The following is a 22,741-nucleotide window of genomic DNA, read 5'->3' as shown; positions in this document are numbered from 1 at the left end:
GGGTGACGCCAGACAACCAGGACATGTTAGCGTCATGCCAAGGAGAACTGCTTATGACCTCAACCCATATTGTGCTCTTGCTGGAAGGCAAGGATTACGAGCAGGAGACGCTGGCCAAAGCGAGCCGGTTGGCACAGGGCATGGGCACTGAGCTGACCCTGCTGCACCTGACTCACAGCAGCAAGGTGCGCCGCGAAAGCCTGTCGCTGTCCGAAGAAGAGCGCAGTGCCCAGGGCACATTGGATGCCAAGGCCATCATCAGTGAACTCATCACCACCTTGCAGCATCCAGTGGATTATCAGTGCCTGGTGGTCGATGACGTTGTGTCGGACCTGAAGCACTGGCTGGCTTCACACCCGACGGATCTGCTGCTGGTGGGCAGCCGCCATCACTGGATGGAAGGATCCCTGGCCCGTCTGCTTATCTACAAGCTGCCGATCGATATCCAGATCTGCCACGAACCCTACGTAGAGCAGCTCAAAGCCGTCAGCTAACCTGACAGGCGCCCACTCAAGTGGTGGGCGCCTCATCTCCCCCTATCCCCTCTTGTTGCCGTCAACACGCGCATTTTTACCCGTCCACCACGCGACTTGCTCATTGCCGCCACCGCTGCAAAGCCCGCTGGCAGCCTCACTAATGACAAGCCTATCTACATGTTTCCTTACATATTCATCGCTGTTTTTTAAGCCTCGTTTGCTGCAGGATATTGCCCTTGCATGCCTTCGCACGTTTCATTCAGGTGATAAATGAAGATAACTCCCAAGCAGAGAAAGTTTGCCCTGCTCGCACTCATCCCCCTGGCTGCCATCACCTGGCTGGCCTGGCCTAATACGACCCCGGACCCGGTGCTGAGCGCGCCAGTGACCCGCCAGGATGTGGAGCAGACTGTGCTGGCCAGTGGCGTCCTGCAGGCTATAGAGCAGGTGGATGTGGGTGCCCAGGTCTCGGGTCAGGTGACCTATCTGGCCGTCGAGGCGGGACAGAGCGTCAAGCAGGGTGACCTGCTGGCCGAGATAGACCCCCTGATCGCCCAGAACAACCTCAAGACCGCCGAGGCGGATCTTGCCAGCCGCCGTGCCCAGCTCAAGATCAAACAGGCACAGCTCAAGCAAAACGAGCTGGCCTGGCGCCGTCAGCAGCAGATGTTCAAGCAGGAAGCCAGCTCCCGCGCCGATCTGGAGAGCGCCGAAGCCCAGTTGGCGGTCACCCGGGCCGAGCTGCAGAGCGCCCAGGCCGAGATCGAGAATGCGCTGATCAAGGTGGATCGCACCAAGACGGAGCTGGGCTATAACCGCATTCTGGCCCCCATGGATGGCACAGTCGTCAGCATAGTGACCCGCCAGGGCCAGACCCTGGCCGCCAGCCAGACTGTGCCCACCCTGCTCAAGCTCGCCAATCTGGAGACAATGACGGTCAAGGCACAGATCTCTGAGGCGGATGTCACCCGGGTCAAGGCAGGCATGCCGGTCTATTTCACCCTGATGGGCGATGCGGATACCCGTTATCACGGCACCCTGCGCACGGTCGAACTGGCCCCCACCAACATCAACGAGCAGGCCACCAGCACCACGGCCACCAGCAATGCCGCCGTCTATTACTACGCCCTGTTCGACGTACCCAATCCGGATCACACCCTGCGAGTCGCCATGACCACGCAAGTCACCATAGTGCTCGGCGAGCGCAAGCAGGTGCTGACCATTCCACAGACGGCCCTTGGCAAAAAGCTGGGGGAGAACGAGTACGAAGTCACCCTGATCAAGGATGACGATCAGAAAGAGACACGCCGCATCAAGACCGGCATGAAAGATGACATCAAGGTCGAGGTAGTCAGCGGCCTCACCGAGCAGGACAAGGTCAAGCTGGGTCAAAGTGCTCCCGTCAACGGCCCCGATGTGGAGATGATGTTGTGAGTGAGCCACTGATCCAGCTCAAAGGGATAGAGCGACGCTACCAGAGCGGAGAGCAGGAGGTCACCGTCCTGCATCCGCTGGATCTGACCATTGAAGCGGGTGAGATGATCGCCATCGTCGGCGCCTCCGGCTCCGGCAAATCCACCCTGATGAACCTGCTAGGCTGCCTGGATCGCCCAAGCGCGGGCCAGTATCTGTTTCGGGGGCAGGACACCGCCACTCTGGATGCCCTCTCCCTGGCCCGGTTGCGCTGTCACCACTTTGGCTTCATCTTTCAACGCTACCATCTGCTGCCACACCTCAACGCCGCCGCCAACGTGGAGATCCCGGCCGTCTATGCCGGCACCTCCCGCCCCGATCGGCAGGCGCGATCCAACGCATTGCTGGCACGGCTGGGCTTGAGTGATCGCAGCCATCACACCCCGGGGCAGCTTTCCGGCGGTCAACAGCAGAGGGTCAGCATCGCCCGGGCACTGGCCAATGGCGGCGAAGTGATCCTGGCGGACGAACCCACGGGTGCCCTCGACAGCCAGAGCGGCAAGGAAGTGATGGCCATCCTCAAGGAACTGCACGCCCAGGGTCACACCATTATTCTGGTGACCCACGACATGGCAGTGGCCAGCCACGCGGATCGCATCATCACGCTGCGCGATGGCCGGGTGCTGGAAGACAGCGGCAAACCGGCTACGACCACAGCCCGCCTCCCGGCCGCCTCCCCCGCCGCCAGAGCGAGCGGCAACGACTGGGATCGCTATCGCGAGGCGGGACGCATGGCGCTGCACGCTATGCTGGCACACCGGATGCGCACCTTCCTCACCATGCTCGGCATCATCATAGGCATAGCCGCCGTGGTGAGCGTCGTCGCGCTCGGTCAGGGGGCCCGTGCCAAGGTGGTCGACCAGATCAACGCCATGGGCACCAACACCATCGACATCTTCCCGGGCAAGGATTGGGGAGACGAGAAGGCTGCCAGCATCCAGACCCTCAACAAGCGGGATCTCGATGCGCTGCTCGGCCAGCCTTATCTGGAAGGGGCCAGCCCCCAGATTGCCTCGTCGGGTCAGCTGCGTTATCGCAACAAAACCAGCAGTGGCAGCATAGTGGGGGTCGGCAGCGACTTCTTCCGGGTCAAGGGGATGAAGCTCACCAGTGGCCGCCTGTTTGACGAGCGCGATATCCAGAACCGGGCCGCGGTGGCAGTGGTGGATGGCAAAACCATAGAGAGCCTGCTTGGCAAGGAAGATCCGGTCGGCCAGGTGGTGCTGGTCGGCACCCTGCCGGTGCGCATCATTGGTGTGGTGGAAGAGGAGACAGGGTTTGGCCGTAGCAGCCAGTCAGTGAACGTCTGGCTGCCCTACAGCGCCGTGATGAGCCGCCTCATCTCCCAGAACCACTTCAGCCAGCTCACCATTCGGGTCAAGGACGGGGTGCAACCCGCCCTTGCCGAACAGGCTGCCATCGAGCTGCTGACCCAGCGCCACGGGGTGAAGGACTTCTTCACCTTCAGCAGCGACAGCATCATCAAGTCTGTGGAGAAGACCACAGCCACCATGACGCTGCTGGTCTCCGCCATCGCGGTGATCTCCCTCATCGTCGGCGGGGTCGGGGTGATGAACATCATGCTGGTCTCGGTGGTGGAGCGTACCCGCGAAATCGGGATCCGCATCGCGGTCGGCGCTCGCCAGTCCGACATTTTGCAGCAGTTTCTGATCGAGGCAGTGATGGTCAGCCTGCTCGGGGGCATGCTCGGGGTCGGCGTCTCCCTGTTCATAGGCCTGCTCTTCTCCCTGTTCGTGGAGAGTATTCAGATGCAGTTCTCGCTCTTTTCCATCCTGATGGCGTTTGGTTGCTCCTCGCTCATCGGGATCCTGTTTGGTTACCTGCCCGCCCGCAATGCCGCCCGGCTCGATCCGGTCGAGGCGCTGGCGAGGGAATGACGATGCACAACTTATCCAAACTGGCGCTCTGCCTGGCCCTTGCCACTGGCGTGAGCGCCTGCAGCCAGCAGAGCACCTATCACAGACAAGATCTGGCACTGGCTCCGAGCTGGCAACAGCCGGATGACGGCCTCACTCATCAGCAGGCCGGCCTCTGGTGGCAAGGGTTCCATGATCCGGCGCTGGATCAACTGGTGGAAGCCGTGCTGGCCGCCAACCCGGACATGCAGGTCGCCGGGTTGAGGCTCAGGAGCGCACTGCTGGGCGCAGATTTTGCCGATACCAACCAGGCCCCCTCGGTCAGTGCCAGCCTGGGGGCCAACGGCACCAAAAATCTGAAAGATGGCAGTGCCAGCAGCAGCATGGGCCCCTCTCTCACCCTCAGTTATGAGGTGGATCTCTGGGGTCGGCTCGCCTCGGCGCGGGATCAGGCGAGCTGGGAAGCCCAGGCTTCAGCCCAGGATCTTGCGGCCACCCGCCTGATGCTGATCGGCAAGGCGCTGGAGCAGTACTGGCAGCTGGCCTATCTCGGCTCGGCCATCACACTGGGCGAGCGGCAACTGGCAAACTACACCCGCGCCGAACAGCTGACCCAGGCCAAGTACCAGGCCGGCGCCATTACCCGGCTCGATCTGGTGCAGGCCAGCCAGCAGAAGGCCAACAAACAGGCTGAGCTCACTTCGCTCCTGATGCAGCAGGAACAGGCCCGCAACGGGCTGCGCCTCTTGCTTGGGCGCAGCAGCGGACCGCTGGAATTTGCCCCGACCGCACTGACGACGACCCCAGTGCCATCACTGGCGGTCGGCATTCCAGCGGATGTGCTGGCGCGGCGCCCCGACGTGCGCGCCGCCGAGTTGCGCCTGCGCAAGACACTGGCAAAAGGGGATGAGATCCGCACCGGTTTTTATCCCTCATTGAGTCTCACCGGCGGTGCCAGCAGCACCTCGGACACCCTGACCCAGGTATTGCAAAATCCGGTGGGCACTCTGGGTGCCAGCCTGGCGCTGCCTTTCCTCGAATACAACAAGACCCGGATCTCCATTGCGAACTCAGAGCTTGATTACCAGATTGCCGAAACCGAATTTCGCAAGCAGCTTTATACCGCCCTGGTGGAGGTGGAAGATGGCCTGGCCGCCCGCCATCACGGCGAGCAGCGCCTGAACTATCTGGCCGAGCAGCTGACGTTTGCCAAAGAGGCGGAACGGCTTGCCCGGGCTCGCTTCCAGGCCGGTGCCACCGGGGTACAACCCTGGCTGGATGAGCAGAACCGCCTGTGGGATGCCGAGCTTTCCTTGCTCAACCAGCAAAAGGAGCAGCTCAATACCATGGCCAGGATCTACAAAGCGCTGGGGGGCAGTGATCGCAGCTGAGCCAGCGCCGCTCAACACCGCCTCTCATGCCATGAGAGGCGGTGCTTTTTCCCCTCTTGATGTCCCCTTCCTGATTGCCTGTCACACAAAGCAATTGATAATAGTTTTCATTTAATGAAAAATGGGCGCCATTGTCAGTCAGGAGTATTCATATGTCTCAGCCCACCCCGGTCAATCGCCCTCGTCTGCTCACGGTCAAACACGTCCGGGATGTGAGCCCGCACCTGCGCCGAGTCTGCCTGACCAGCCCGGAACTCGCTGACTACCCCTTCACCTGCGGCGGCGCCCATATCAAGATCATGCTGCCACAGCCGGGCCAGACCCATGCCGTACTGCCCACGCCCACCCCGCAAGGGCCGCGCTGGGAAGACCCGAGCCAGCGCCCCATCATGCGCACCTTCACCATACGGGCATTTCGTCACGAGGCACTGGAGCTGGACATCGACTTCGCTCTGCACGGCGATGCCGGCCCCGCCAGCCGCTTTGCCATGCAGGTCAAACCCGGCGATCTGCTTGCCATCTCTGGCCCGGGTGGCCCGGATCCCATGCTGCAGCCCGCCCGGCACTACTACATGGTGGGTGACCTCACCTCCCTGCCCGCCATCAGCGCCATGGCCGAGGTAATGCCCGCCGACGCCCAGGGCCATATCGCCCTGCTGGTACCCTATCAGGAAGATGTGCAGGATCTGTCGCTACCCGCTGGCGTGACCTTGCGCTGGTTTATCGGCACCCCCGAGCAGACTGAACCACTGGTGGCGTATTTCACCGCTCTGCCGATGCAGGGGCAGGCGAGCTACTTCTGGTTCGGCGGTGAAGAGGGGCTGGTGGTGCCATTGCGCCGTCACGTCAGGCGCACCCTGGAGGTGGATCGTACTCGGGTCTACGCAGTCCCCTACTGGCGCCACGGCAAGGATGAAGAAGCCTATCACCACGCCCGTCATGATGTGATGGACAGCTGACCTGCCCATTTTTTCCTTGGAATATCAAGCTCATGGCCTGCCGGTCATGGGCTTGATTGCTATCTGCACTCCCCTGATTTGCTCCTTGCCCCCCATTGTGGTGATCCGAGCGGTTGTGCTTGATTTGATGCAAACAACCAGATAATGATAATCACTCTCAACAATAAACAGTGATGACGCCCCATTGCAGCCTCTCTCCATGCCCCGGGTTTGGATGTGGAGCGCACGTCATTCACTCCCGTTTGCACAGCAAGGTAATCCAGATGGCAGTTTTGAACTCAGTAATGCGCGCCTTCGCGGTGGAGGCTCTTCCCACTCCTGCCGACCTGTTGGCACTTCATCCCTGTCCCAGCGAGGTTGCAGCGCAGATCGATCACCATCGCCAGCAGGTTCGCCAGATCCTGACAGGAGAAGACGATCGCCTGCTGGTGGTGATAGGTCCCTGCTCCATCCACGATCCCCTCGCCGCCCTCGATTACGCACAGCGACTGGTACGGCTGGCCGACGCCTATCAAGACAGGTTGCAGATAGTGATGCGCACCTATTTCGAGAAGCCACGCACCACAGTGGGCTGGAAGGGGCTGGTATTCGACCCCCATCTGGATGGCAGCAACGACATAGGTCACGGCCTGCAGCTGGCACGTCAGCTACTGCTCGACATCAACCGTCTGGGGTTGGCCACCGCCACCGAGTTTCTCGATACCACCAGCTTCCTCTATCTTGCCGACCTCATCAGCTGGGGAGCCATCGGCGCCCGCACCACTGAATCCCAGGTGCACCGTCAGCTGGCCTCGGCGCTGCCCTGCCCTGTCGGCTTCAAGAACGGCACGGACGGCAATATCCGGGTCGCCATCGATGCCATTCAGGCCAGTGAAGCCTCCCATCTGTTCACAGCGCCGGGCAGTCAGGGCGGCATTGTGGTGATCAAGAGCGAAGGCAATCCCGCAGGCCACATCATATTGCGTGGCGGCACCCGCCCCAATTATCACCAGAGCGACGTGGAGGATGCCGCCGAACGCCTGACGCGGCAGGGGCTCAGCCACCGCCTGATGGTGGATTGCAGCCACGGCAACAGCCAGAAACTGCACAAAAATCAGATCCGGGTGGCAGGTGAGCTCTGCCGTCAGCTGGGGGAAGGCAGCGACGCCATCGCCGCCGTCATGGTCGAGAGCTTCTTGCAAGGGGGCAGCCAGAAGCCTGCACCATTGAACGAACTCGCCTATGGCCAGTCGGTCACCGACGCCTGCCTGTGCTGGGACGATACCCAGACCCTGCTCGCCATGCTGGCCGAGGCTGTCGAGATGCGTCGCCAGAGCAGAACCCGACGCCAGCCTGGAACGGTACACTGGGATGCCCAATTGGCCAGCTGAACAAGAGAAGGCTTCCCCAGCGGGAGCCTTATTATCTGCAAGTCCCGTCATTACCATTTAGTCAGCCAGGTCGCCAAATAAAATGGTCCAGACTTATCCGTTCAGGATAAAGACCATAGGGTGCGGGCTTTGGATGGGATAAAGAAAATATCCGCGCTACCTCTCTTCATTCGTCACTCGACGACCAACAACCGGCATACCGGCTCCCCTTTACACCATGTCAGATAAAACTGAAAAGCATGCCAGTTAATGGAAAAAGCCCTTCGATGAGTAAAAAGAATCGTAGCTTGCTTGCGGGCAGCTTAATGCCCCCTAGTTTTCTGGGGAATGATGGAGGCGAATATACAATGGGCTGTATGAGTCCAGTGACTCGTCTCTCATTGGCCGTCGGTGAACTGCTGGCAATACAAGATGGGGAAACCACAAGCCGATGCAGACATGACAATTAATCGGCCAATAAGAAAGGCAAACATCACGGCTGACAGTATGCTGTCGCACTGCGACAAACAGGGACGGTACAAAGTGAGGAGGAAATTGACAGGAGAATACTTCGGTGAGCACAAATAATAATGCCGCCTCGCGGGCGGCATCATTCATGATCGATCCGGTGGATCAGATCAGGAAATCATTCAGATCCTTGCCCAGCGCAACTTGCTCGGCAATGGCTTTCGGCATACGGCCCTGGCCGGTCCAGGTCTTCTCCTGGCCATCTTCCTGATACTTGTACTTGGCAGGACGCGGTGCGCGCTTGCTCTTGGCGGCGCCAGCAGTGGCGGCTGGGGCAGCGGCGCTGTTGATCAGCTCACGGGGATCAATACCGGCTTGCTGCAGCATTTCGGTGAACTCGCTCAGCTTGCGCTGACGCTCTTCCTGCTCGGCACGCTCTTGCTCAACAGACTCGGCGCGCTCGTTATATACCAGCTCAAACTTTTCTTTCGCTTCTTGCAGCTGTTCAAACGGCAATTCACGGATGGCAGCACGCAGGCTGCGAATGTTCAGCAGAACTTTCAGAAATTCGTTCATTACTTCCTCACAAAATTATTTTTGTTTGTCACAGGGATAACACAGCTTGAGAATAGCATGCCTGTTTGATAACAACATACTGTTTTTATAGTTCCTGTCACTTTCTTAACAAAAGCGATTGGCTGAATATGCCAGCGACTTTATTCACTCGTTGCTCATTGTCGCAACCGCCGTGATCGCTCACCTCACAATTCTCCCCGGCGTGCCTGACAAATAGACGGACACACCCTGGCATATTTCTCATCACACTTATGTCAGCTATTTTCACAATTGGCCATTGTGGTTAAAACCTGTACCACTCAGACGAGGCTCAAGGTAGACGAATGGCGCTATATATTACTGCCCCATAGCGCCCCATGCCTGCCACCCCTATATTCTCACCCTCGCGCTTCACATCATGTTATTTGAGGATCAAGCGACGCCAGGGGCCTGTGATCTCGCAGTGACCCGTTTCCTCCGTATTCTGCCAGCCGAGGCGATGATAAAAGGCCAGAGCAGAGGTATTGTGGGTCGCCACCTTGAGTGAGGCCGGCTTCCGACAAGCCGCCAACCCCTGGGTCAGCAGTGCCCGCCCCAGCCCCTGACCATGCCAGTCGGCCGACACGTAGAGATGATGCACGAAGCTCTCATCCCCCCAGATGGAAACAAACCCGCAAGGGGTGCCACCCTGTTCAGCCACCCAGAGCTGCTCGCCCCGGGTATGCTCGTCGAAATCCTCAAGCCGAAAGTGGGAAGGGTCGACCCAGTGAAAGGTCTGACGCCGCCCCTTCAGGTACAGCTGCGCCAATTGGGGAATATCCGTCTCTCGCATGACTCTGATCATCAGGCCTTCCTTCGTCACTGTTATCACTTGGCAACACTGTCGGATGGATCGCCACACAGTGTCAAATATCATGGTTAGGATAACGGCCGACCGATGGCACGGGTGTGACACACCTCTGTCCATTTTATCGCCCATGGGGCTATACTGCCTGAGTCCCATGTATGGATGGTTTGAGGCTCGCTGATTTATGGATAACAAGCAGATAGAAGGCAACATCTTTGTTCCGGCCCATATCGACGATGTCTGGCGTGCCTGGACAACCGAGAGCGGCCTGCGCAGCTTCCTGGCGCCGGAATGTCTGATGGTGCCCGAACCGAATGGTCCCTTCGAGATCTATTTCAGGCCCGATGCCCCGCTGGGTGAACGTGGTAGCGAAGGCTGTCGGGTGATGGCCGTCATGCCCCACGACCTGCTCAGCTTCAGCTGGAACTTTCCGCCCTCCCTGCCCCATATTCGTCTGCAAAAAACTCAGGTCAGCCTGCGTTTTGTGCCTGAAGGTCAGGGTACTCGCCTCTACTTCCTGCAAAGCGGCTGGGCAAACGATCCTGACTGGGATCAGGGCTACGCCTATTTTCGGGAAGAGTGGCTGGAAACCAGCCTGCCCCGCCTGCAGTATCGCTTCACCCACGGCCCCATCGACTGGAATAACCCGCCGGACAAGCAGCAACTGAAATCACTGGCCCAATAAGCCGACATATCAAAACACCGCCAGCTGGCGGTGTTTTTTATATTCAATTAGCGGCAGTTCAACGCGGGTTTGTCATCCAGCAGCCAGGAAATCCAGCGCCGTTTTGAATTTAGAACAAACCCTTCATCTGCCTCAATGCCTTTTACTATGTAACCATCTGCTGACAACTGTTCTGCCACCCTGGCAAACTGCCATTCGTTGCTATTAATACGCTCGCCCTTGATCAAGGCGTCACTTAGCTGTTGATTCATCACAATGATCGACAGTCCCGTCACTGAGTCTATCCCCAGCCCGGTATTTGCTACCCGCCCAACCACAACCGGTACCTTGACTGTACAGTGGCGACCTTCGCTATCAGCTGTGGTATAGCTCCCTTCACCAACTCGCCCCTGCATCCATAAAAGACTTCCCTGAGTCAAACGCTCTACCGACAATATACCCAGCGCCCCCTTGGGGAAATCATGAATATCAACAGTCTCGGCGAGCAGGACCGGACACGCCAACATGAGCAACCATAGATAATGTTTCATCATGTCCTCCCCGCTGATTGAGCGTATGAATCGCCTTGTTGCGAGAGAAAATAGAGCAACACAAAGGGGCCGATGACAGGGACAAAAAAGACACATCCCCACCATCCCGAACGATCAATATCGTGCAGACGGCGGACGACAAGTGCAACCACGGGAATGGCACTTGCCACGCTATAGCCCATATCCAGCCAGGTCATATCATCCAGACGCACATCCAGTGCGATACACATAAGAGTGACCAACAAATGCACCCACATGAACATCCAGAACTCCTTTCTGGAGGAGAAACCGGAAAAATCAAAGTAACGGCGCCACGCAAGTAAATAAAAAGAGAACATTCAGGATATCTCCAGCGTTATTTGGTCACCCATCTTGGTGGCGAACGCGGCGTGAGACGTCCTGAAACCGGTTTTAGGACGTGCTAAAACCTGTCTTTGTCCGTGACATTCTTCTTTACGTGGATGCGAACCGTTATGCTGGCATGACGTTATCTTTTCACTACCATGGCTGGGATCAGGATCAGTTATGCTCGCAATTCCCGTACCCTTCGTTGTCTCTCTAATGCTGGCCTTGCTGGCGGTGACCTTGTATGTGCGATTGGCCGAACAAGCAAAAACGGCTTGCCTGTTTTTGGCGATCTGTGCAGCTACCACCGGACTTGTAGGGCTTCGCTGGACTTTCGATATTGTTCTCTTCAGTTTTGCCCAACCAATACTTGCATCACTCATCCCGGTCGCGGCCTGGCACATCTTTACCCGTGCGAGCACCGACACAGGCAGAATTGCTTATAAACATGCCATCGGGCCTATATTGGTGGTAATCAGCCTCTTTACTCACTCCTTTTTTGCGCTACCTCTGGATGAGATCCTCACTGCAATTTATCTGTTTTATGGTATTGCTCTGGTACGTTATTCCGCGAAGGAGCCGCTCCTCATCCATGTCTCGTTAAGTCATTGGGAAGGAGTGAAAAGGGCCGAAAACGCAGCGGGTTGGATGTTATTATTCTCTGCGGTGATCGATACCGCCATATCCATCGACTTTGCAGTTAATCAGGGCAAGTTTTCCCTTTATATTCTAACGCTAGGTCACTTGATACTGCTGCCAGCACTGGCACTTGCCGTGATCATGGTGGGTGTCAATACGCCATCATTTGATGACGTAGGTAAACCAGAGAAACCACATATATCCAAGGTGCCAAGCGCGGAACCATCGCTGACAGAAGAGCGTGCCAACGAGATTACCGTCATGCTGGATAAACTGATGCAAGAAAAAGCAAGTTTTCTCGATCCGGATCTGACATTGGCAATGCTGTCGCGCAAGCTGGGCATTCCCGCCAAACAGATCTCGACGGCGGTCAATCAGGTACACAAAAAAAGCATATCCAGAGTGATCAATGAATATCGTATCGAGCATGCAAAAAAAGCGCTACTGACGACAGATGAAACCGTCACCCAGATATTGATGAATGCGGGCTTCCAGACCAAATCCAACTTTAATCGCGAATTTTCTCGCCTAACGGGCCTGACACCCAGTGCATTCAGAAAACAAAGCGAAACGCAGCCCCGTTAATATGTTGCGCGCCGTCATGTCAAACAGTCAGCCAAGCCCGACACTGACCGAAAAAGCCAATAAGCATCCTGAACACCAACGAGCAATAATGAAGCCCCAAAAATGGGTGGCGGGTGCTGCTTATGGGCTTTATGACCACCTTGAATGCCATGACGGCATTCTCTACAATGACGCACTTTTTACCCATTTCAGGTCATATTGATGAGCGATACCAACACCAAACCGGCACTGCCGGATCACCTTGCGGGCAACCCGCGCAGCCCGCACCATGTCGCAGCCTGTTTCGAACACCCGATCGGTATTCGACTCAATGGTAAAGAGCGCACCGATGTCGAGGAGTATTGCATCAGTGAAGGCTGGGTGAAGATCCCCTCCCCCAAGGCGCTGGATCGTCGCGGTCAGCCGATCCTGATCACCCTGAAAGGCACCGTTGAGGCCTACTATATCGAGTCCGTTTAACTGCTGCGGCCTGCCTCTTCGGATTACCGAGCCAGCGGGTCTGTCACTGCAGTCAACAACAAGGCCACCATAATGGTGGCCTTGTTGTTTCTGGCATCTGCCAAGGTGAACGACTTGCGGGCTGAATCGGCGGCGCTTACACCCCCAAGCGGTCGCGCAGGGTATACCAGGCAGCGCCAGCGGCGGTAAAGGGGATACGAAACAGGCGGCCGCCGGGGAAGGGATAGTGCGGCAGCTTGGCGAAGGCATCGAAGCGCTCTGCCTGACCACTCAATACCTCGGAGAGCAGCTTGCCCGCCAGATGGGTACAGGTGACACCGTGGCCGCTGTAACCCTGCATGTAATAGATGTTGGGGCCGATGCGGCCAAACTGTGGCAGGCGCGACAGGGTCAGCAGGAAGTTGCCGGTCCAGGTGAACTCCACCTTGACGCCTGCCAGCTGCGGGAAGGTCTTGAGCATCTTGGGGATGATCAGCCGTTCGATATCTGCCGGATCCCGCGCGCCATACACAACGCCACCGCCGTAGAGCAGACGGTGATCGCCGGAGGTGCGGTAGTAGTCGAGCAGGTAGTTGCAATCTTCCAGGCAGTAATTTTGCGGCAAGAGGGAGCGGGCGCGCTCCTCCCCCAGCACCTCGGTGGCGATCACCTGGGTACCGCAGGGCATGCTCTTGCCAGCGAGCTCGGGCACCAGGTTGCCGAGATAGGCGTTGCCGGCCACCACCACGAAGCGCGCCTTCACCGCCCCCTTGGCGGTCTTCACCAGTGCCGGTTGGCCCGGGGTGATGCTGGTGACGGCGGATTGCTCAAAAATCCGCCCCCCCTGCATGCGGATGGCTTCGGCCTCCCCCAGCGCCAGGTTGAGGGGGTGAATATGGCCGCCGCTCTTGTCGAGCAGGCCGCCGACGTAGCGATCACTCGCTACCACCTCGCGGATCCCGTCCCCGTCGAGCAGCTCCAGCTTGTCGTTGCCCCACTTCTGCCAACGGGCCTGCTGGGCCTTGAGCTCATGGAGCTGGCGCTCCGTCTCGGCGGCAAAGACGCCCCCCTCCTGCAGGTCGCACTGGATGTTGTAGCGTTTGATCCGCTCGCGGATGATCTGCCCCCCTTCAAACAACATGGAGCCGAGCAGCTTTGCCTGATCCGGCGGGCAGTTCGCTTCTATGGTGTCGATATCGCGGCTGTAGGAGTTGACGATCTGGCCGCCGTTGCGACCGCTGGCGCCAAAGCCTACCCGGGCCGCCTCCAGCACCACCACCGAATAGCCCTTTTCCACCAGATGCAGCGCACTGGAAAGGCCGGTGTAACCCGCCCCTATGATGCAGACATCGCACTCAAGCTGCTCGGTCAATGTCGGATAGGGTGCGTGTTGATTGGCACTGGCTGCGTAGTAACTGTTTACATGCTCGGTCATGATCCCTGTTTCCTTACCGGTTCTTTTCCCAAACGAGACATAGTCTCGACACTAGAAGTTGGCCGGGGTATGGGCGCTGACGATGCGACAAGTCTGCCCCGACGGATTGCTGAAACTGTGGGGCTCGCCTGTGTCGATCACATAGCTGTCCCCGGCACTGAGTGGGTAGGTCTGCCCGGCCACCGTCAGGATCACAGACCCTTCCAGCACGGTACCGACCTCCTCCCCCAGATGTTTGACCTGACCGCCCGTGTCGGTGCCTGGGGCATAGGTCTCCAGCATGAAGCCAAGCTGGCGACGATTATTGCCGTTGTGCACCAGCTTCATGGAAACCCCCTGACTGCCCAGTTCGATCAACTGCTCGGCCTTGATCACCACGCTTGGCGCACGCCCCTCCTCCTCGGCGAAGAAGCGCGACAGCGGCAGCTCATAGACGTTAAGCAGCTTCTGCAAGGAGGCCACCGACGGGCTCACCTTGTCCTGCTCTATCATGCAGATGGCGCCGTGGGTCAGCCCGCTCAGCTCGGCGACCCGTCGCTGGGAGAGCCCGAGACGGCGGCGTGTGGCGGCGAGGCGCTCCCCCATACTCTTGTCCATCAGCGGGTTAGCCGTCATGGTCTGCCGCTTTGCCTCTGCTTGTGGTTGCTGCATCGCCCACCTCCTTGTGTGCCTGCCGACTTGCGTATTTATCTGCTTGCGTGCCTGTCGAGTGTGCTTGCGGATCGGTGCGAGGGCGCAACCGGTTAAAATAGCGAGTCACATTGCCGGACCTGTTCGTTATCCTGCACGGCACGTGCCGTTCATTATTTTGCACACCCAATCCCACAAAAACCGGTAAAATCGCTCTGACAGCTCCATTTCTAGCATGCAGCGCCCCGTTTACTCAAATATATTTAACACTTGAAAAACATTTCAGCTCAATTTATGGTCTTCCTGTGCTTATTATTCTATACGGTGGCAGCACAGGATCCCTTGGCCACCCTGACCCACAATCGAGGCTTCCTTCTATGTCAGCATCACAACCCGCTCTCTCCTTGATCAAGTCCCTTGCCTATATAGATGGTCGCTGGTGCGAGGCGCATAGCGGACGCCACTTCGAGGTACTCAATCCGGCCAATGGCCAGATCATCACCCAGGTACCCGACATGGACGAGGTGGACACCCGCTGTGCCATCGAGGCCGCCAGTGCGGCGCAAGCGCCCTGGGCCGCCCTCACGGCCAAGGAGCGCAGCAACAAACTCTACGCCTGGTTTGAACTCATCATGGCCAATCAGGACGAGCTGGCTCGCATCATGACCTGCGAGCAGGGCAAGCCGCTGGCCGAAGCCAAGGGGGAAGTGGCCTACGGCGCCAGCTTTATCCAGTGGTTCGCAGAAGAGGGCAAGCGCGCCTATGGCCGCACCATTCCGGGTTTTTCCAGCGACAGGCGTCTGGCCACCATCAAGCAGCCGGTGGGGGTGGTCGCCGCCATCACGCCATGGAACTTCCCCATCGCCATGATCACCCGCAAGGCGGGCCCGGCGCTGGCAGCCGGTTGCACCATCGTCATCAAACCTGCCGCCGAGACTCCGCTGTGTGCGCTGGCGCTGGCGGCACTGGCGGAAGCGGCCGGCATTCCGGCTGGCGTTATCAATATCGTTACCACCCATCACTCGTCAGCGGTGGGCAACGAGCTGTGCAACAACAAAGCAGTGCGCAAGCTCTCCTTCACCGGCTCGACCCGCATTGGCAAGCTGCTGATGCGCCAGTGCGCCGACACCATGAAGAAGCTGTCGCTGGAGCTCGGAGGCAACGCCCCCTTCATCGTGTTTGACGATGCCGATCTCGACGCCGCCATCGCCGGGGCGCTCGCTTCCAAGTACCGCAACGCGGGCCAGACTTGCGTCTGCGCTAATCGTATCCTGGTGCAGGCCGGTGTCTACGATGCCTTCGCCGAGAAGCTGACTGCCGCCGTGCAGGGCTTCAAGGTGGGGGATGGCATGAGCGAGGGCACCCAGATAGGCCCGCTGATCAACCTCGCCGCTGCCAGCAAGGTGGCCGAGCTGGTCAAGCAGGCCGAAGCCGCCGGCGCCAAGGTGTTGGTGGGCGGCGAGCCACATCCCGCCGGCCCGCTGTTCTACCAGCCCACCATTTTGGGCAATGTCGATAAAACCAACCCCATTTTGCAGGAGGAGATCTTCGGCCCGGTCGCTCCGCTGGTACGTTTTGACACCGAAGCCGAGGCCATCGCCATTGCCAACGACACCCCCTACGGGCTGGCCGCCTACTTCTATGGCCGGGATATCGCCAGGGTGTGGCGGGTAGCCGAACAGCTCGAATACGGCATGGTGGGCATCAACGAGGGGATCATCTCCACCGAACTGGCCCCCTTTGGCGGCATCAAGGAGTCGGGTCTGGGCCGCGAAGGGGCGGCCGAGGGGCTGGAAGAGTATCTGGAAACCAAATATCTCTGCTTTGGGGGCATTCGCTAGGAGCGGATTTATACCAGACCCCGGCTTCTCCCTTCTCAAGAAGGAGGAGCAAACTGCCCCACCTGCCAAGGGAGGGGCGGGATGGGGTCCTGCTATCAAGCTGCAGCGTGCCTTTGCAGGCATACCGTCATGAAAAGGACCAAGTGAGCGCTCCCGGTTGGGAGGCTCGCCACATTGAGACAGGGGCCAAGGCCTCTCAGGGAGAAAAGATGAGTCATTCAGATAGCCATGCAGACAACAACCAGGCCTGGCAGGCCCGCCGTGAAGCGGCCGTGGTCAACGGCGTCGGCACCCTGCTGCCAGTGTTTATCGACAAGGCTCTCAACGCCGAGCTATGGGACGTGGAGGGCAACCGCTACATCGACTTTGCCTCCGGCATCGCCGTGCTCAACACGGGCCACAACCACCCCAAAGTGGTGGCGGCAGTGCGTGAACAGCTCGAAAAATTCAGCCACACCTGCTTTCAGGTGACCCCCTACCCCGGCTATATCGAGCTTGCCGAGAAGCTCAACGCCCTGGTGCCAGGCCCGACGCCAAAACGCACCCTGTTTCTCTCCACCGGCGCCGAGGCGGTGGAGAACGCCATCAAGATAGCCCGCGCCCACACGGGCCGCAGCGGCACCATCGCCTTCAAGGGGGGCTTCCACGGTCGCACCATGATGGGGATGGCACTCACCGGCAAGGTAGTGCCCTACAAAACGGGTTTCGGCCCCTTCCCGGGAGAGGTCTATCACCTGCCCTTCCCGAGCGATTACCTGGGGGTGAGCGAGGCCGATGCCCTTGCCGCGCTGGATCTCTGCTTCAGCTCGGATATAGAACCGGCCCGGGTGGCAGCCATCATTCTCGAACCCGTGCAGGGTGAAGGGGGTTTCTACTCCGCTTCACCCAGCTTTATGCAGAGCCTGCGCAAGCTGTGCGATCAGCACGGCATAGTGCTCATCTGTGACGAGATCCAGAGCGGTTTCTGTCGCACCGGCAAAACCTTTGCCACCGAGTACAGCGGCATAGAACCAGACATCATGACGCTCGCCAAGAGTCTGGCCGGTGGCTTCCCCCTCTCGGCCGTAGTGGGCAAGGCGGCCATCATGAACGCCGCCAAGCCGGGCGGTCTGGGGGGCACCTATGCGGGTTCCCCCATCGCCTGCGCCGCCGCCCTGGCGGTGCTGGAGGTGATCGAAGAGGAGCAACTCAACCAGAAAGCCCTGGCTCAGGGGGAGCAGATCAAGGCTCGCCTGCATCAGCTGGCCGAGGGTTTTGACTGCATCGGCGACATTCGCGGCCCCGGCGCCATGGTGGCCATGGAGCTGGTCAAAGGCCGGGATGCCAGCCAGCCTGACCCGGACCTCACCAAACGGCTGGTGGCCGAGGCCGGCAAACGCGGGCTTGTGCTGCTCTCCTGCGGCGTGCGGGCCAACGTCATCCGCTTCCTGGCGCCCCTTACCGCCACTTCGGCCTTGATCGAGGAAGGGCTGGCTCTGCTGGAACAGGCGCTCACCGCTGCCAGTCAGAGCTAGATCCACCCGGTTTCATCGGTCATGGCGAAAAATACCGTCAGATAACCGCAGGCCGCCCATCGCGGACGGCCTGCTCATACGGTATCATCCCCGCCCCAAAAAATGATGACAGGCGAGCTGGGCTCCCTCCAGGGCCAGCCACACTGTCACGCGTCCTTCGCCTGCCTGCGGCGCGGGACATACGCCCCAAATTCGAGGAGAGAGGCCAATGGCTCAACGCCCGGCTCGATTGAAGCAAACCCTGACCCTGTGGCAAGTGGTGGTGATGGGATTGGCCTATATGACCCCCATGGTGGTGTTCGATACCTTTGGCATCGTCACCGACATCACTCAGGGCCATGTGACTACCGCCTACCTGCTGGCCCTGGTGGGCGTGTTGTTCACCGCCACCAGCTATAGCCAGATGGTGCGCCACTATCCAGTTGCCGGCTCCGCCTATACCTATGCCCAGAAGGAGTTCTCCCCCGTGGTGGGCTTCATGGTGGGCTGGTCATCCCTGCTCGACTACATGTTCCTGCCGATGATCAACATGCTGCTGGCCAAGATCTACCTGACAGCCCTGTTTCCCGGCATCGAACCCTGGATCTTCATCTGCGCCATGACGGCGCTGATGACCCTCATCAACCTGCGCGGCATCGATCTGGTGGCCAACCTCAACGGTGTCATCATCTTGATCCAGATCGCCATCATGGTGGTGTTTCTGGCCCTGATCGGATACGGCATCGCCCAGGGCGAAGGAGTAGGTACCGTCAGCCTGCAGCCCATCTACAGCGCCAACACAGAGGTGTTGCCACTGCTGACCGGCGCCACCATCCTCTGTTTCTCCTTTCTGGGATTCGACAGCCTGAGCGCCCTCAGTGAAGAGACCCCCAACGCCGGCAAGGTGATCCCGAAAGCCATCTTCCTGACGGCCTTGCTGGGGGGCCTCATCTTCGTGGTGGTGGCCTATGCCCTGCAGCTCTACTTCCCGGATGCCTCCCGCTTCAAGGAGCCGGATGCAGTGCTGCCCGAGATTGCCCTCTATGTGGGCGGCAAGCTGTTCCAGAGCGTGGTGCTGGTCTGTGCCTGCGTGGCCGTGCTGGCGTCGGGACTCTCCTCCCACGCCGGTGTCTCCCGCATCCTCTACGTGATGGGGCGGGACAAGGTGCTGCCCCAGCGCACCTTCGGGTATATCCACCCCAAGTGGCAGACACCCGTGTTCAACATCCTGCTGGTGGGCATACTGGCGCTGTCGGCCATCAGCTTCGATCTGGAAATCGCCCTGGCTCTGATCAACTTCGGTGCCCTGGTGGCCTTTACCGTGGTCAATCTGTCGGTGATCGCCTGCTATTACGTGCGTCAGGGGCGCAACAAAACCCTTAAGGATCACCTGCAATATCTGGTGCTGCCCCTGTGCGGGGCGGGGACTGTCGCGATTCTCTGGCTCAATCTCGAACTAACCTCTCTTATCCTCGGCATTATCTGGGCTGCCATAGGGGGAATTTATCTGTTTTTGCGTACCACCTTCTGGCGCGTATCCTTGCCGACCTATTGAACTGCAAGCCTTGCCAACACTGGGCTGGCGCCGATCTCCCCCGAACGGGTGACGGCGCCATTCATTGATATAAAACAGGTCATTGATAATTCTCTTGCCCGGAATGCCTTTAGTGGCTTGTCTTCCCCCCCCATCTGGGGCAAAATCCCGCCGCTTTCATAACCGATGTGATCCCACATCGGTTATTTTTCATTTTGAAAAATTTTATTACCACTCGAGGCCGGACAACTTCCGGAAATGATATCAAGGTTCAGATGAACCTAATGCCGCAATGAGGAAAAACATGGGGCTCTTGTTTGCTTTGTCTCCGGTCGCCACCGGAACCTGCTTTGGTCGCCGCGCGACCAACGTCTGTGGTTTGCATACCGATGTTGTGAGTACGCGAGAACCCGGTCCCATGGCCTCAAGCCATTCCACTTCCTGCCGCCCGTGCAAGGAGGAAGCCTGAATGAGCCAGCAACCCGTTCGTCTGAAAAAAACCCTCAGCATGTGGCAAGTGGTGGTGATGGGTCTTGCCTATCTGACCCCCATGGCCGTGTTCGATACCTTCGCCATCGTCGGTGACATCACAGAGGGTCGGGTCGCCACCGCCTATCTGCTGGCGCTGGGCGGCATACTGCTGACCGCGTTCAGCTACGGCCATCTGGTGCGCAAGTTCCCCTCTGCGGGCTCTGCCTATACCTATGCCCAGAAGGTGTTCAACCCCTACGTCGGTTTCATGGTGGGCTGGTCTTCCCTGCTCGACTACATGTTCATGCCGATGATCAATATCCTGCTGGCCAAGATCTACCTGACCGCCATGTTCCCCGGGGTTGATCCCTGGATTTTCATCTTCGGTCTGGTGACAGTGATGACCTTCCTCAACCTGCGCGGCATCAACCTGGTAGCCAACTTCAATGGCCTGATAGTGGTGATCCAGCTGGCCATCATCACCCTCTTCATCGGTCTGATGGGCTGGGGCATCTACCAGGGTGAGGGCGCAGCGACCCTGATGAGCAGCCGGCCGTTCCACTTCGAATCCGCCAGCGTGGTGCCGCTCTTTACCGGTGCGACCATCCTCTGCTTCTCCTTCCTCGGCTTCGACGGCCTGAGTTCGCTGTCAGAAGAGACCCCGAACGCTGGCAAGGTGATACCGCGCGCCATCGTGCTGACCGCGCTCATCGGCGGTGTCATCTTCGTGGTGGTTTCCTATTGCCTGCAGCTCTACTTCCCGGATCTGGCCCGCTTCAAGGAGCCCGATGCCGTGCTGCCCGAGATTGCCCTCTACGTCGGCGGCGCCTTCTTCCAGAGCGTGGTGCTGGTGTGTACCACAGTGGCGGTACTGGCCTCCGGCATGGCGGCGCACGCAGGCGTGTCGCGCATCCTCTACGTCATGGGGCGCGATCGCATGATCCCGGAGCGGGTGTTTGGCTACATCCATCCAAAATACCGGACGCCGGCCATCAACGTGCTGATGGTGGGCTGTCTCGCCCTCTCCGCCGTGTCGTTTGATCTCGACACAGCGCTGGCGCTGGTGAACTTCGGTGCCCTGGTGGCCTTCACCTTCGTCAACCTGTCGGTCATAGGCCAGTTCTGGGTACGCGAGAAGCGCAACAAGAGCATCAAGGATCACCTGCTCTACCTGCTGCTGCCGCTGCTCGGCGCCGCCACTATCGGTGCGCTCTGGATCAACCTGGAGCAGAGCTCCCTGGAGCTGGGCCTGATCTGGGCGGGTCTCGGGGTCACCTATCTGTTCCTGCGTCTGGCGGTGTTCCGCATTCCCTTCCGTCAGTACGAAGAGACAGCCGACTCCCAATAAGGGATCGCGCCACACCGCAAAAAGCAGAAGGGGAGCCATGGCTCCCCTTCTTGTTATCCGGCCCTCTGTGCAGCCTTGTCATCAAACCATCATAAAAGTGTCACTTTGTAATATTTCTGTCATAGAGCCTTGATTAAATGCGCAGGTCTACTTCAACCCCGAACGGTATCACCGTCCTCAAGAGGCTACATGCAACAGACGCAATCCTTGCCACAACAGCGAGCATCCCACTTCAGATCGCTGTTCAACTGGGTCACGGTTATCGCACTGGTCTACATCATTCTGGTTGCCGTTGGCGCCGTTTCCCACGGCTTCAAGGGCTTCTCCGGCGGCGCAGAGGGCGCAGCCCAGATCTTCGCCTTCGCAAACAATCCCTTTGTCGCCCTGCTGCTCGGCATACTGGCGACGGCCCTGGTGCAATCCTCCAGCACTGTCACCTCGGTGATCGTCGGTCTGGTGGCGGGCGGCCTGCCCATCGGCATGGCCATCCCCATGATAATGGGAGCCAACCTCGGCACCACCATCACCAACACCATAGTCTCATTGGGTCATATCAGGGACAGAGCCGAGTTTCGCCGCGCCTTTGCCGCCGCGACCGTACACGACTTCTTCAACCTGCTGGCGGTGTTTATCTTCCTGCCGCTTGAGCTGATGTTCGGCCTGCTGCAAAAGAGCGCCGAGTGGCTGGCTACGCTGCTGGTGGGCTCCGCCGACTTGTCGATGAAAGGGGTGGACTTTATGAAGCCCCTCACTGCCCCTGCGCTCAACCTTGTCGACAGCGCGGTCGCCTTCTTGCCGGGCAAGGGCGCCGCCATTGCCACCATCGTCATCGGCATACTGCTGATCCTCGCCTGCGTTACCTATCTGGGCAAGGTACTGCAACAGGTCTTGGTAGGTCGCGCCAAGGAGCTGCTGCACAAGGCTCTGGGTCGTGGCCCGCTGACCGGTATCGCCTCCGGTACCCTGGTCACCATCATGGTGCAGTCCTCCTCCACCACCACCAGCCTGATGATACCCCTGGCCGGTGGCGGCGTGTTCAGCACTCGCCAGCTCTATCCCTTCACCCTGGGGGCGAATATAGGTACGACCATCACTGCCCTGCTGGCGGCCACCGCCATCAGCGGTGCCGGTGCCAAGCTGGCGCTGACCATAGCCCTGGTGCATGTGCTGTTCAACCTGTTTGCCGTTGTGCTCATCTATGGCGTGCCCTTCCTGCGGGAATTGCCCATCAAGGCCGCCGAGGGGCTGGCCCGGGTCGGCAGCGAGAACAAACTGCTGGCACTGGGTTATGTGGCCGGGCTCTTCTTCGCCCTGCCCGCCCTCATGATGGTGGCGGCTAAGTAACCCGCTCTAATGAGACGAGGGGGCTGGA

The 22,741-nt window shown here is 59.1% G+C and carries 20 protein-coding genes; 14 read left to right on the top strand and 6 right to left on the bottom strand.

The window, feature by feature from the left end; genetic code table 11:
- Positions 1 to 53 precede the first annotated feature (53 nt).
- The 6 genes from AACX78_RS08005 to AACX78_RS07980 all read left to right on the top strand — a co-directional run bounded on the left by AACX78_RS08005 (position 54) and on the right by AACX78_RS07980 (position 7,546).
- Complete coding sequence (locus AACX78_RS08005; RefSeq protein WP_005312572.1) at positions 54 to 494, top strand: universal stress protein; 441 nt, start codon at positions 54 to 56, stop codon at positions 492 to 494.
- A gap of 252 nt (positions 495 to 746) precedes the next feature.
- Positions 747 to 1,910: an efflux RND transporter periplasmic adaptor subunit gene (locus AACX78_RS08000; RefSeq protein WP_159165869.1), complete on the top strand. Its 1,164-nt coding sequence runs from the start codon at positions 747 to 749 to the stop codon at positions 1,908 to 1,910.
- The gene (locus tag AACX78_RS07995) at positions 1,907 to 3,847 is read left to right on the top strand and encodes a MacB family efflux pump subunit (protein WP_102665266.1); all 1,941 of its coding nucleotides are present in this window, start codon (positions 1,907 to 1,909) and stop codon (positions 3,845 to 3,847) included. Before AACX78_RS08000 ends, AACX78_RS07995 begins: the two co-directional genes overlap by 4 nt.
- The gene (locus AACX78_RS07990; protein ID WP_159165868.1) at positions 3,844 to 5,217 is read left to right on the top strand and encodes an efflux transporter outer membrane subunit; all 1,374 of its coding nucleotides are present in this window, start codon (positions 3,844 to 3,846) and stop codon (positions 5,215 to 5,217) included. Before AACX78_RS07995 ends, AACX78_RS07990 begins: the two co-directional genes overlap by 4 nt.
- Positions 5,218 to 5,369: 152 nt before the next feature.
- Positions 5,370 to 6,176: a siderophore-interacting protein gene (locus AACX78_RS07985; protein ID WP_159165867.1), complete on the top strand. Its 807-nt coding sequence runs from the start codon at positions 5,370 to 5,372 to the stop codon at positions 6,174 to 6,176.
- 263 nt (positions 6,177 to 6,439) lie between these two features.
- Positions 6,440 to 7,546: a 3-deoxy-7-phosphoheptulonate synthase gene (locus AACX78_RS07980; RefSeq protein WP_159165866.1), complete on the top strand. Its 1,107-nt coding sequence runs from the start codon at positions 6,440 to 6,442 to the stop codon at positions 7,544 to 7,546.
- A 612-nt stretch (positions 7,547 to 8,158) separates the two neighbouring features.
- On the opposite strand, the gene AACX78_RS07975 is transcribed toward AACX78_RS07980, so the two are convergent.
- Both AACX78_RS07975 and AACX78_RS07970 read right to left on the bottom strand, forming a co-directional pair.
- Entirely contained in the window at positions 8,159 to 8,569 is a 411-nt protein-coding gene (locus AACX78_RS07975; RefSeq protein WP_005312526.1) for an H-NS family histone-like protein, read from the bottom strand.
- Positions 8,570 to 8,969: 400 nt separating this feature from the next.
- Positions 8,970 to 9,392 (bottom strand): GNAT family N-acetyltransferase, encoded by a 423-nt coding sequence (locus AACX78_RS07970; RefSeq protein WP_021138068.1) that lies wholly within the window; start codon positions 9,390 to 9,392, stop codon positions 8,970 to 8,972.
- A 187-nt stretch (positions 9,393 to 9,579) separates the two neighbouring features.
- Between AACX78_RS07970 and AACX78_RS07965 the strand changes: the two genes are divergently transcribed.
- Positions 9,580 to 10,080, top strand: coding sequence for an SRPBCC family protein (locus AACX78_RS07965; protein ID WP_021138069.1), 501 nt, complete (start codon positions 9,580 to 9,582; stop codon positions 10,078 to 10,080).
- Positions 10,081 to 10,127: 47 nt separating this feature from the next.
- Here AACX78_RS07965 and AACX78_RS07960 read toward each other — a convergent pair whose 3' ends face one another.
- The gene (locus AACX78_RS07960; protein WP_339389497.1) at positions 10,128 to 10,613 is read right to left on the bottom strand and encodes a hypothetical protein; all 486 of its coding nucleotides are present in this window, start codon (positions 10,611 to 10,613) and stop codon (positions 10,128 to 10,130) included.
- On the bottom strand, positions 10,610 to 10,948 hold the full coding sequence (locus tag AACX78_RS07955) for a DUF805 domain-containing protein (protein WP_159165865.1): 339 nt from the start codon (positions 10,946 to 10,948) through the stop codon (positions 10,610 to 10,612). The genes AACX78_RS07960 and AACX78_RS07955 overlap by 4 nt, the downstream gene beginning before the upstream one ends.
- Before the next feature lie 187 nt (positions 10,949 to 11,135).
- On the opposite strand from AACX78_RS07955, the gene AACX78_RS07950 reads away from it, so the two are divergent.
- Both AACX78_RS07950 and AACX78_RS07945 read left to right on the top strand, forming a co-directional pair.
- Complete coding sequence (locus AACX78_RS07950; protein WP_159165864.1) at positions 11,136 to 12,179, top strand: helix-turn-helix domain-containing protein; 1,044 nt, start codon at positions 11,136 to 11,138, stop codon at positions 12,177 to 12,179.
- Between the two features lie 201 nt (positions 12,180 to 12,380).
- The gene (locus tag AACX78_RS07945) at positions 12,381 to 12,638 is read left to right on the top strand and encodes a DUF3297 family protein (protein WP_005312504.1); all 258 of its coding nucleotides are present in this window, start codon (positions 12,381 to 12,383) and stop codon (positions 12,636 to 12,638) included.
- Positions 12,639 to 12,774: 136 nt separating this feature from the next.
- On the opposite strand, the gene AACX78_RS07940 is transcribed toward AACX78_RS07945, so the two are convergent.
- Together AACX78_RS07940 and puuR are read right to left on the bottom strand one after the other, a co-directional pair.
- The gene (locus AACX78_RS07940; RefSeq protein ID WP_159165863.1) at positions 12,775 to 14,052 is read right to left on the bottom strand and encodes an NAD(P)/FAD-dependent oxidoreductase; all 1,278 of its coding nucleotides are present in this window, start codon (positions 14,050 to 14,052) and stop codon (positions 12,775 to 12,777) included.
- Positions 14,053 to 14,103: 51 nt separating this feature from the next.
- Positions 14,104 to 14,703 carry an HTH-type transcriptional regulator PuuR gene (gene puuR / locus AACX78_RS07935; protein WP_005312499.1) on the bottom strand — a complete coding sequence of 200 codons (600 nt, stop codon included), beginning with the start codon at positions 14,701 to 14,703 and terminating at the stop codon, positions 14,104 to 14,106.
- A gap of 356 nt (positions 14,704 to 15,059) precedes the next feature.
- Here puuR and AACX78_RS07930 point away from each other — a divergent pair, with 356 nt between their 5' ends.
- From AACX78_RS07930 to AACX78_RS07910, 5 genes are all read left to right on the top strand, one after another.
- Positions 15,060 to 16,523: an NAD-dependent succinate-semialdehyde dehydrogenase gene (locus AACX78_RS07930; protein ID WP_159165862.1), complete on the top strand. Its 1,464-nt coding sequence runs from the start codon at positions 15,060 to 15,062 to the stop codon at positions 16,521 to 16,523.
- Positions 16,524 to 16,732: 209 nt separating this feature from the next.
- Entirely contained in the window at positions 16,733 to 18,037 is a 1,305-nt protein-coding gene (gabT, locus tag AACX78_RS07925; RefSeq protein ID WP_159165861.1) for a 4-aminobutyrate--2-oxoglutarate transaminase, read from the top strand.
- A 208-nt stretch (positions 18,038 to 18,245) separates the two neighbouring features.
- Complete coding sequence (locus tag AACX78_RS07920; RefSeq protein ID WP_111588119.1) at positions 18,246 to 19,571, top strand: APC family permease; 1,326 nt, start codon at positions 18,246 to 18,248, stop codon at positions 19,569 to 19,571.
- 448 nt (positions 19,572 to 20,019) lie between these two features.
- Entirely contained in the window at positions 20,020 to 21,369 is a 1,350-nt protein-coding gene (locus tag AACX78_RS07915) for an APC family permease (protein WP_059112892.1), read from the top strand.
- A 189-nt stretch (positions 21,370 to 21,558) separates the two neighbouring features.
- Entirely contained in the window at positions 21,559 to 22,713 is a 1,155-nt protein-coding gene (locus AACX78_RS07910) for a Na/Pi symporter (protein WP_159165860.1), read from the top strand.
- Positions 22,714 to 22,741: the final 28 nt, after the last annotated feature.

It is taken from the genome of Aeromonas sp. 9A, assembly GCF_963900955.1.
GTDB lineage: Bacteria > Pseudomonadota > Gammaproteobacteria > Enterobacterales > Aeromonadaceae > Aeromonas > Aeromonas salmonicida.
The sequence above is the reverse complement of the archived record's forward strand: the minus strand, read 5'-3'. Positions and strand labels throughout refer to the sequence as shown.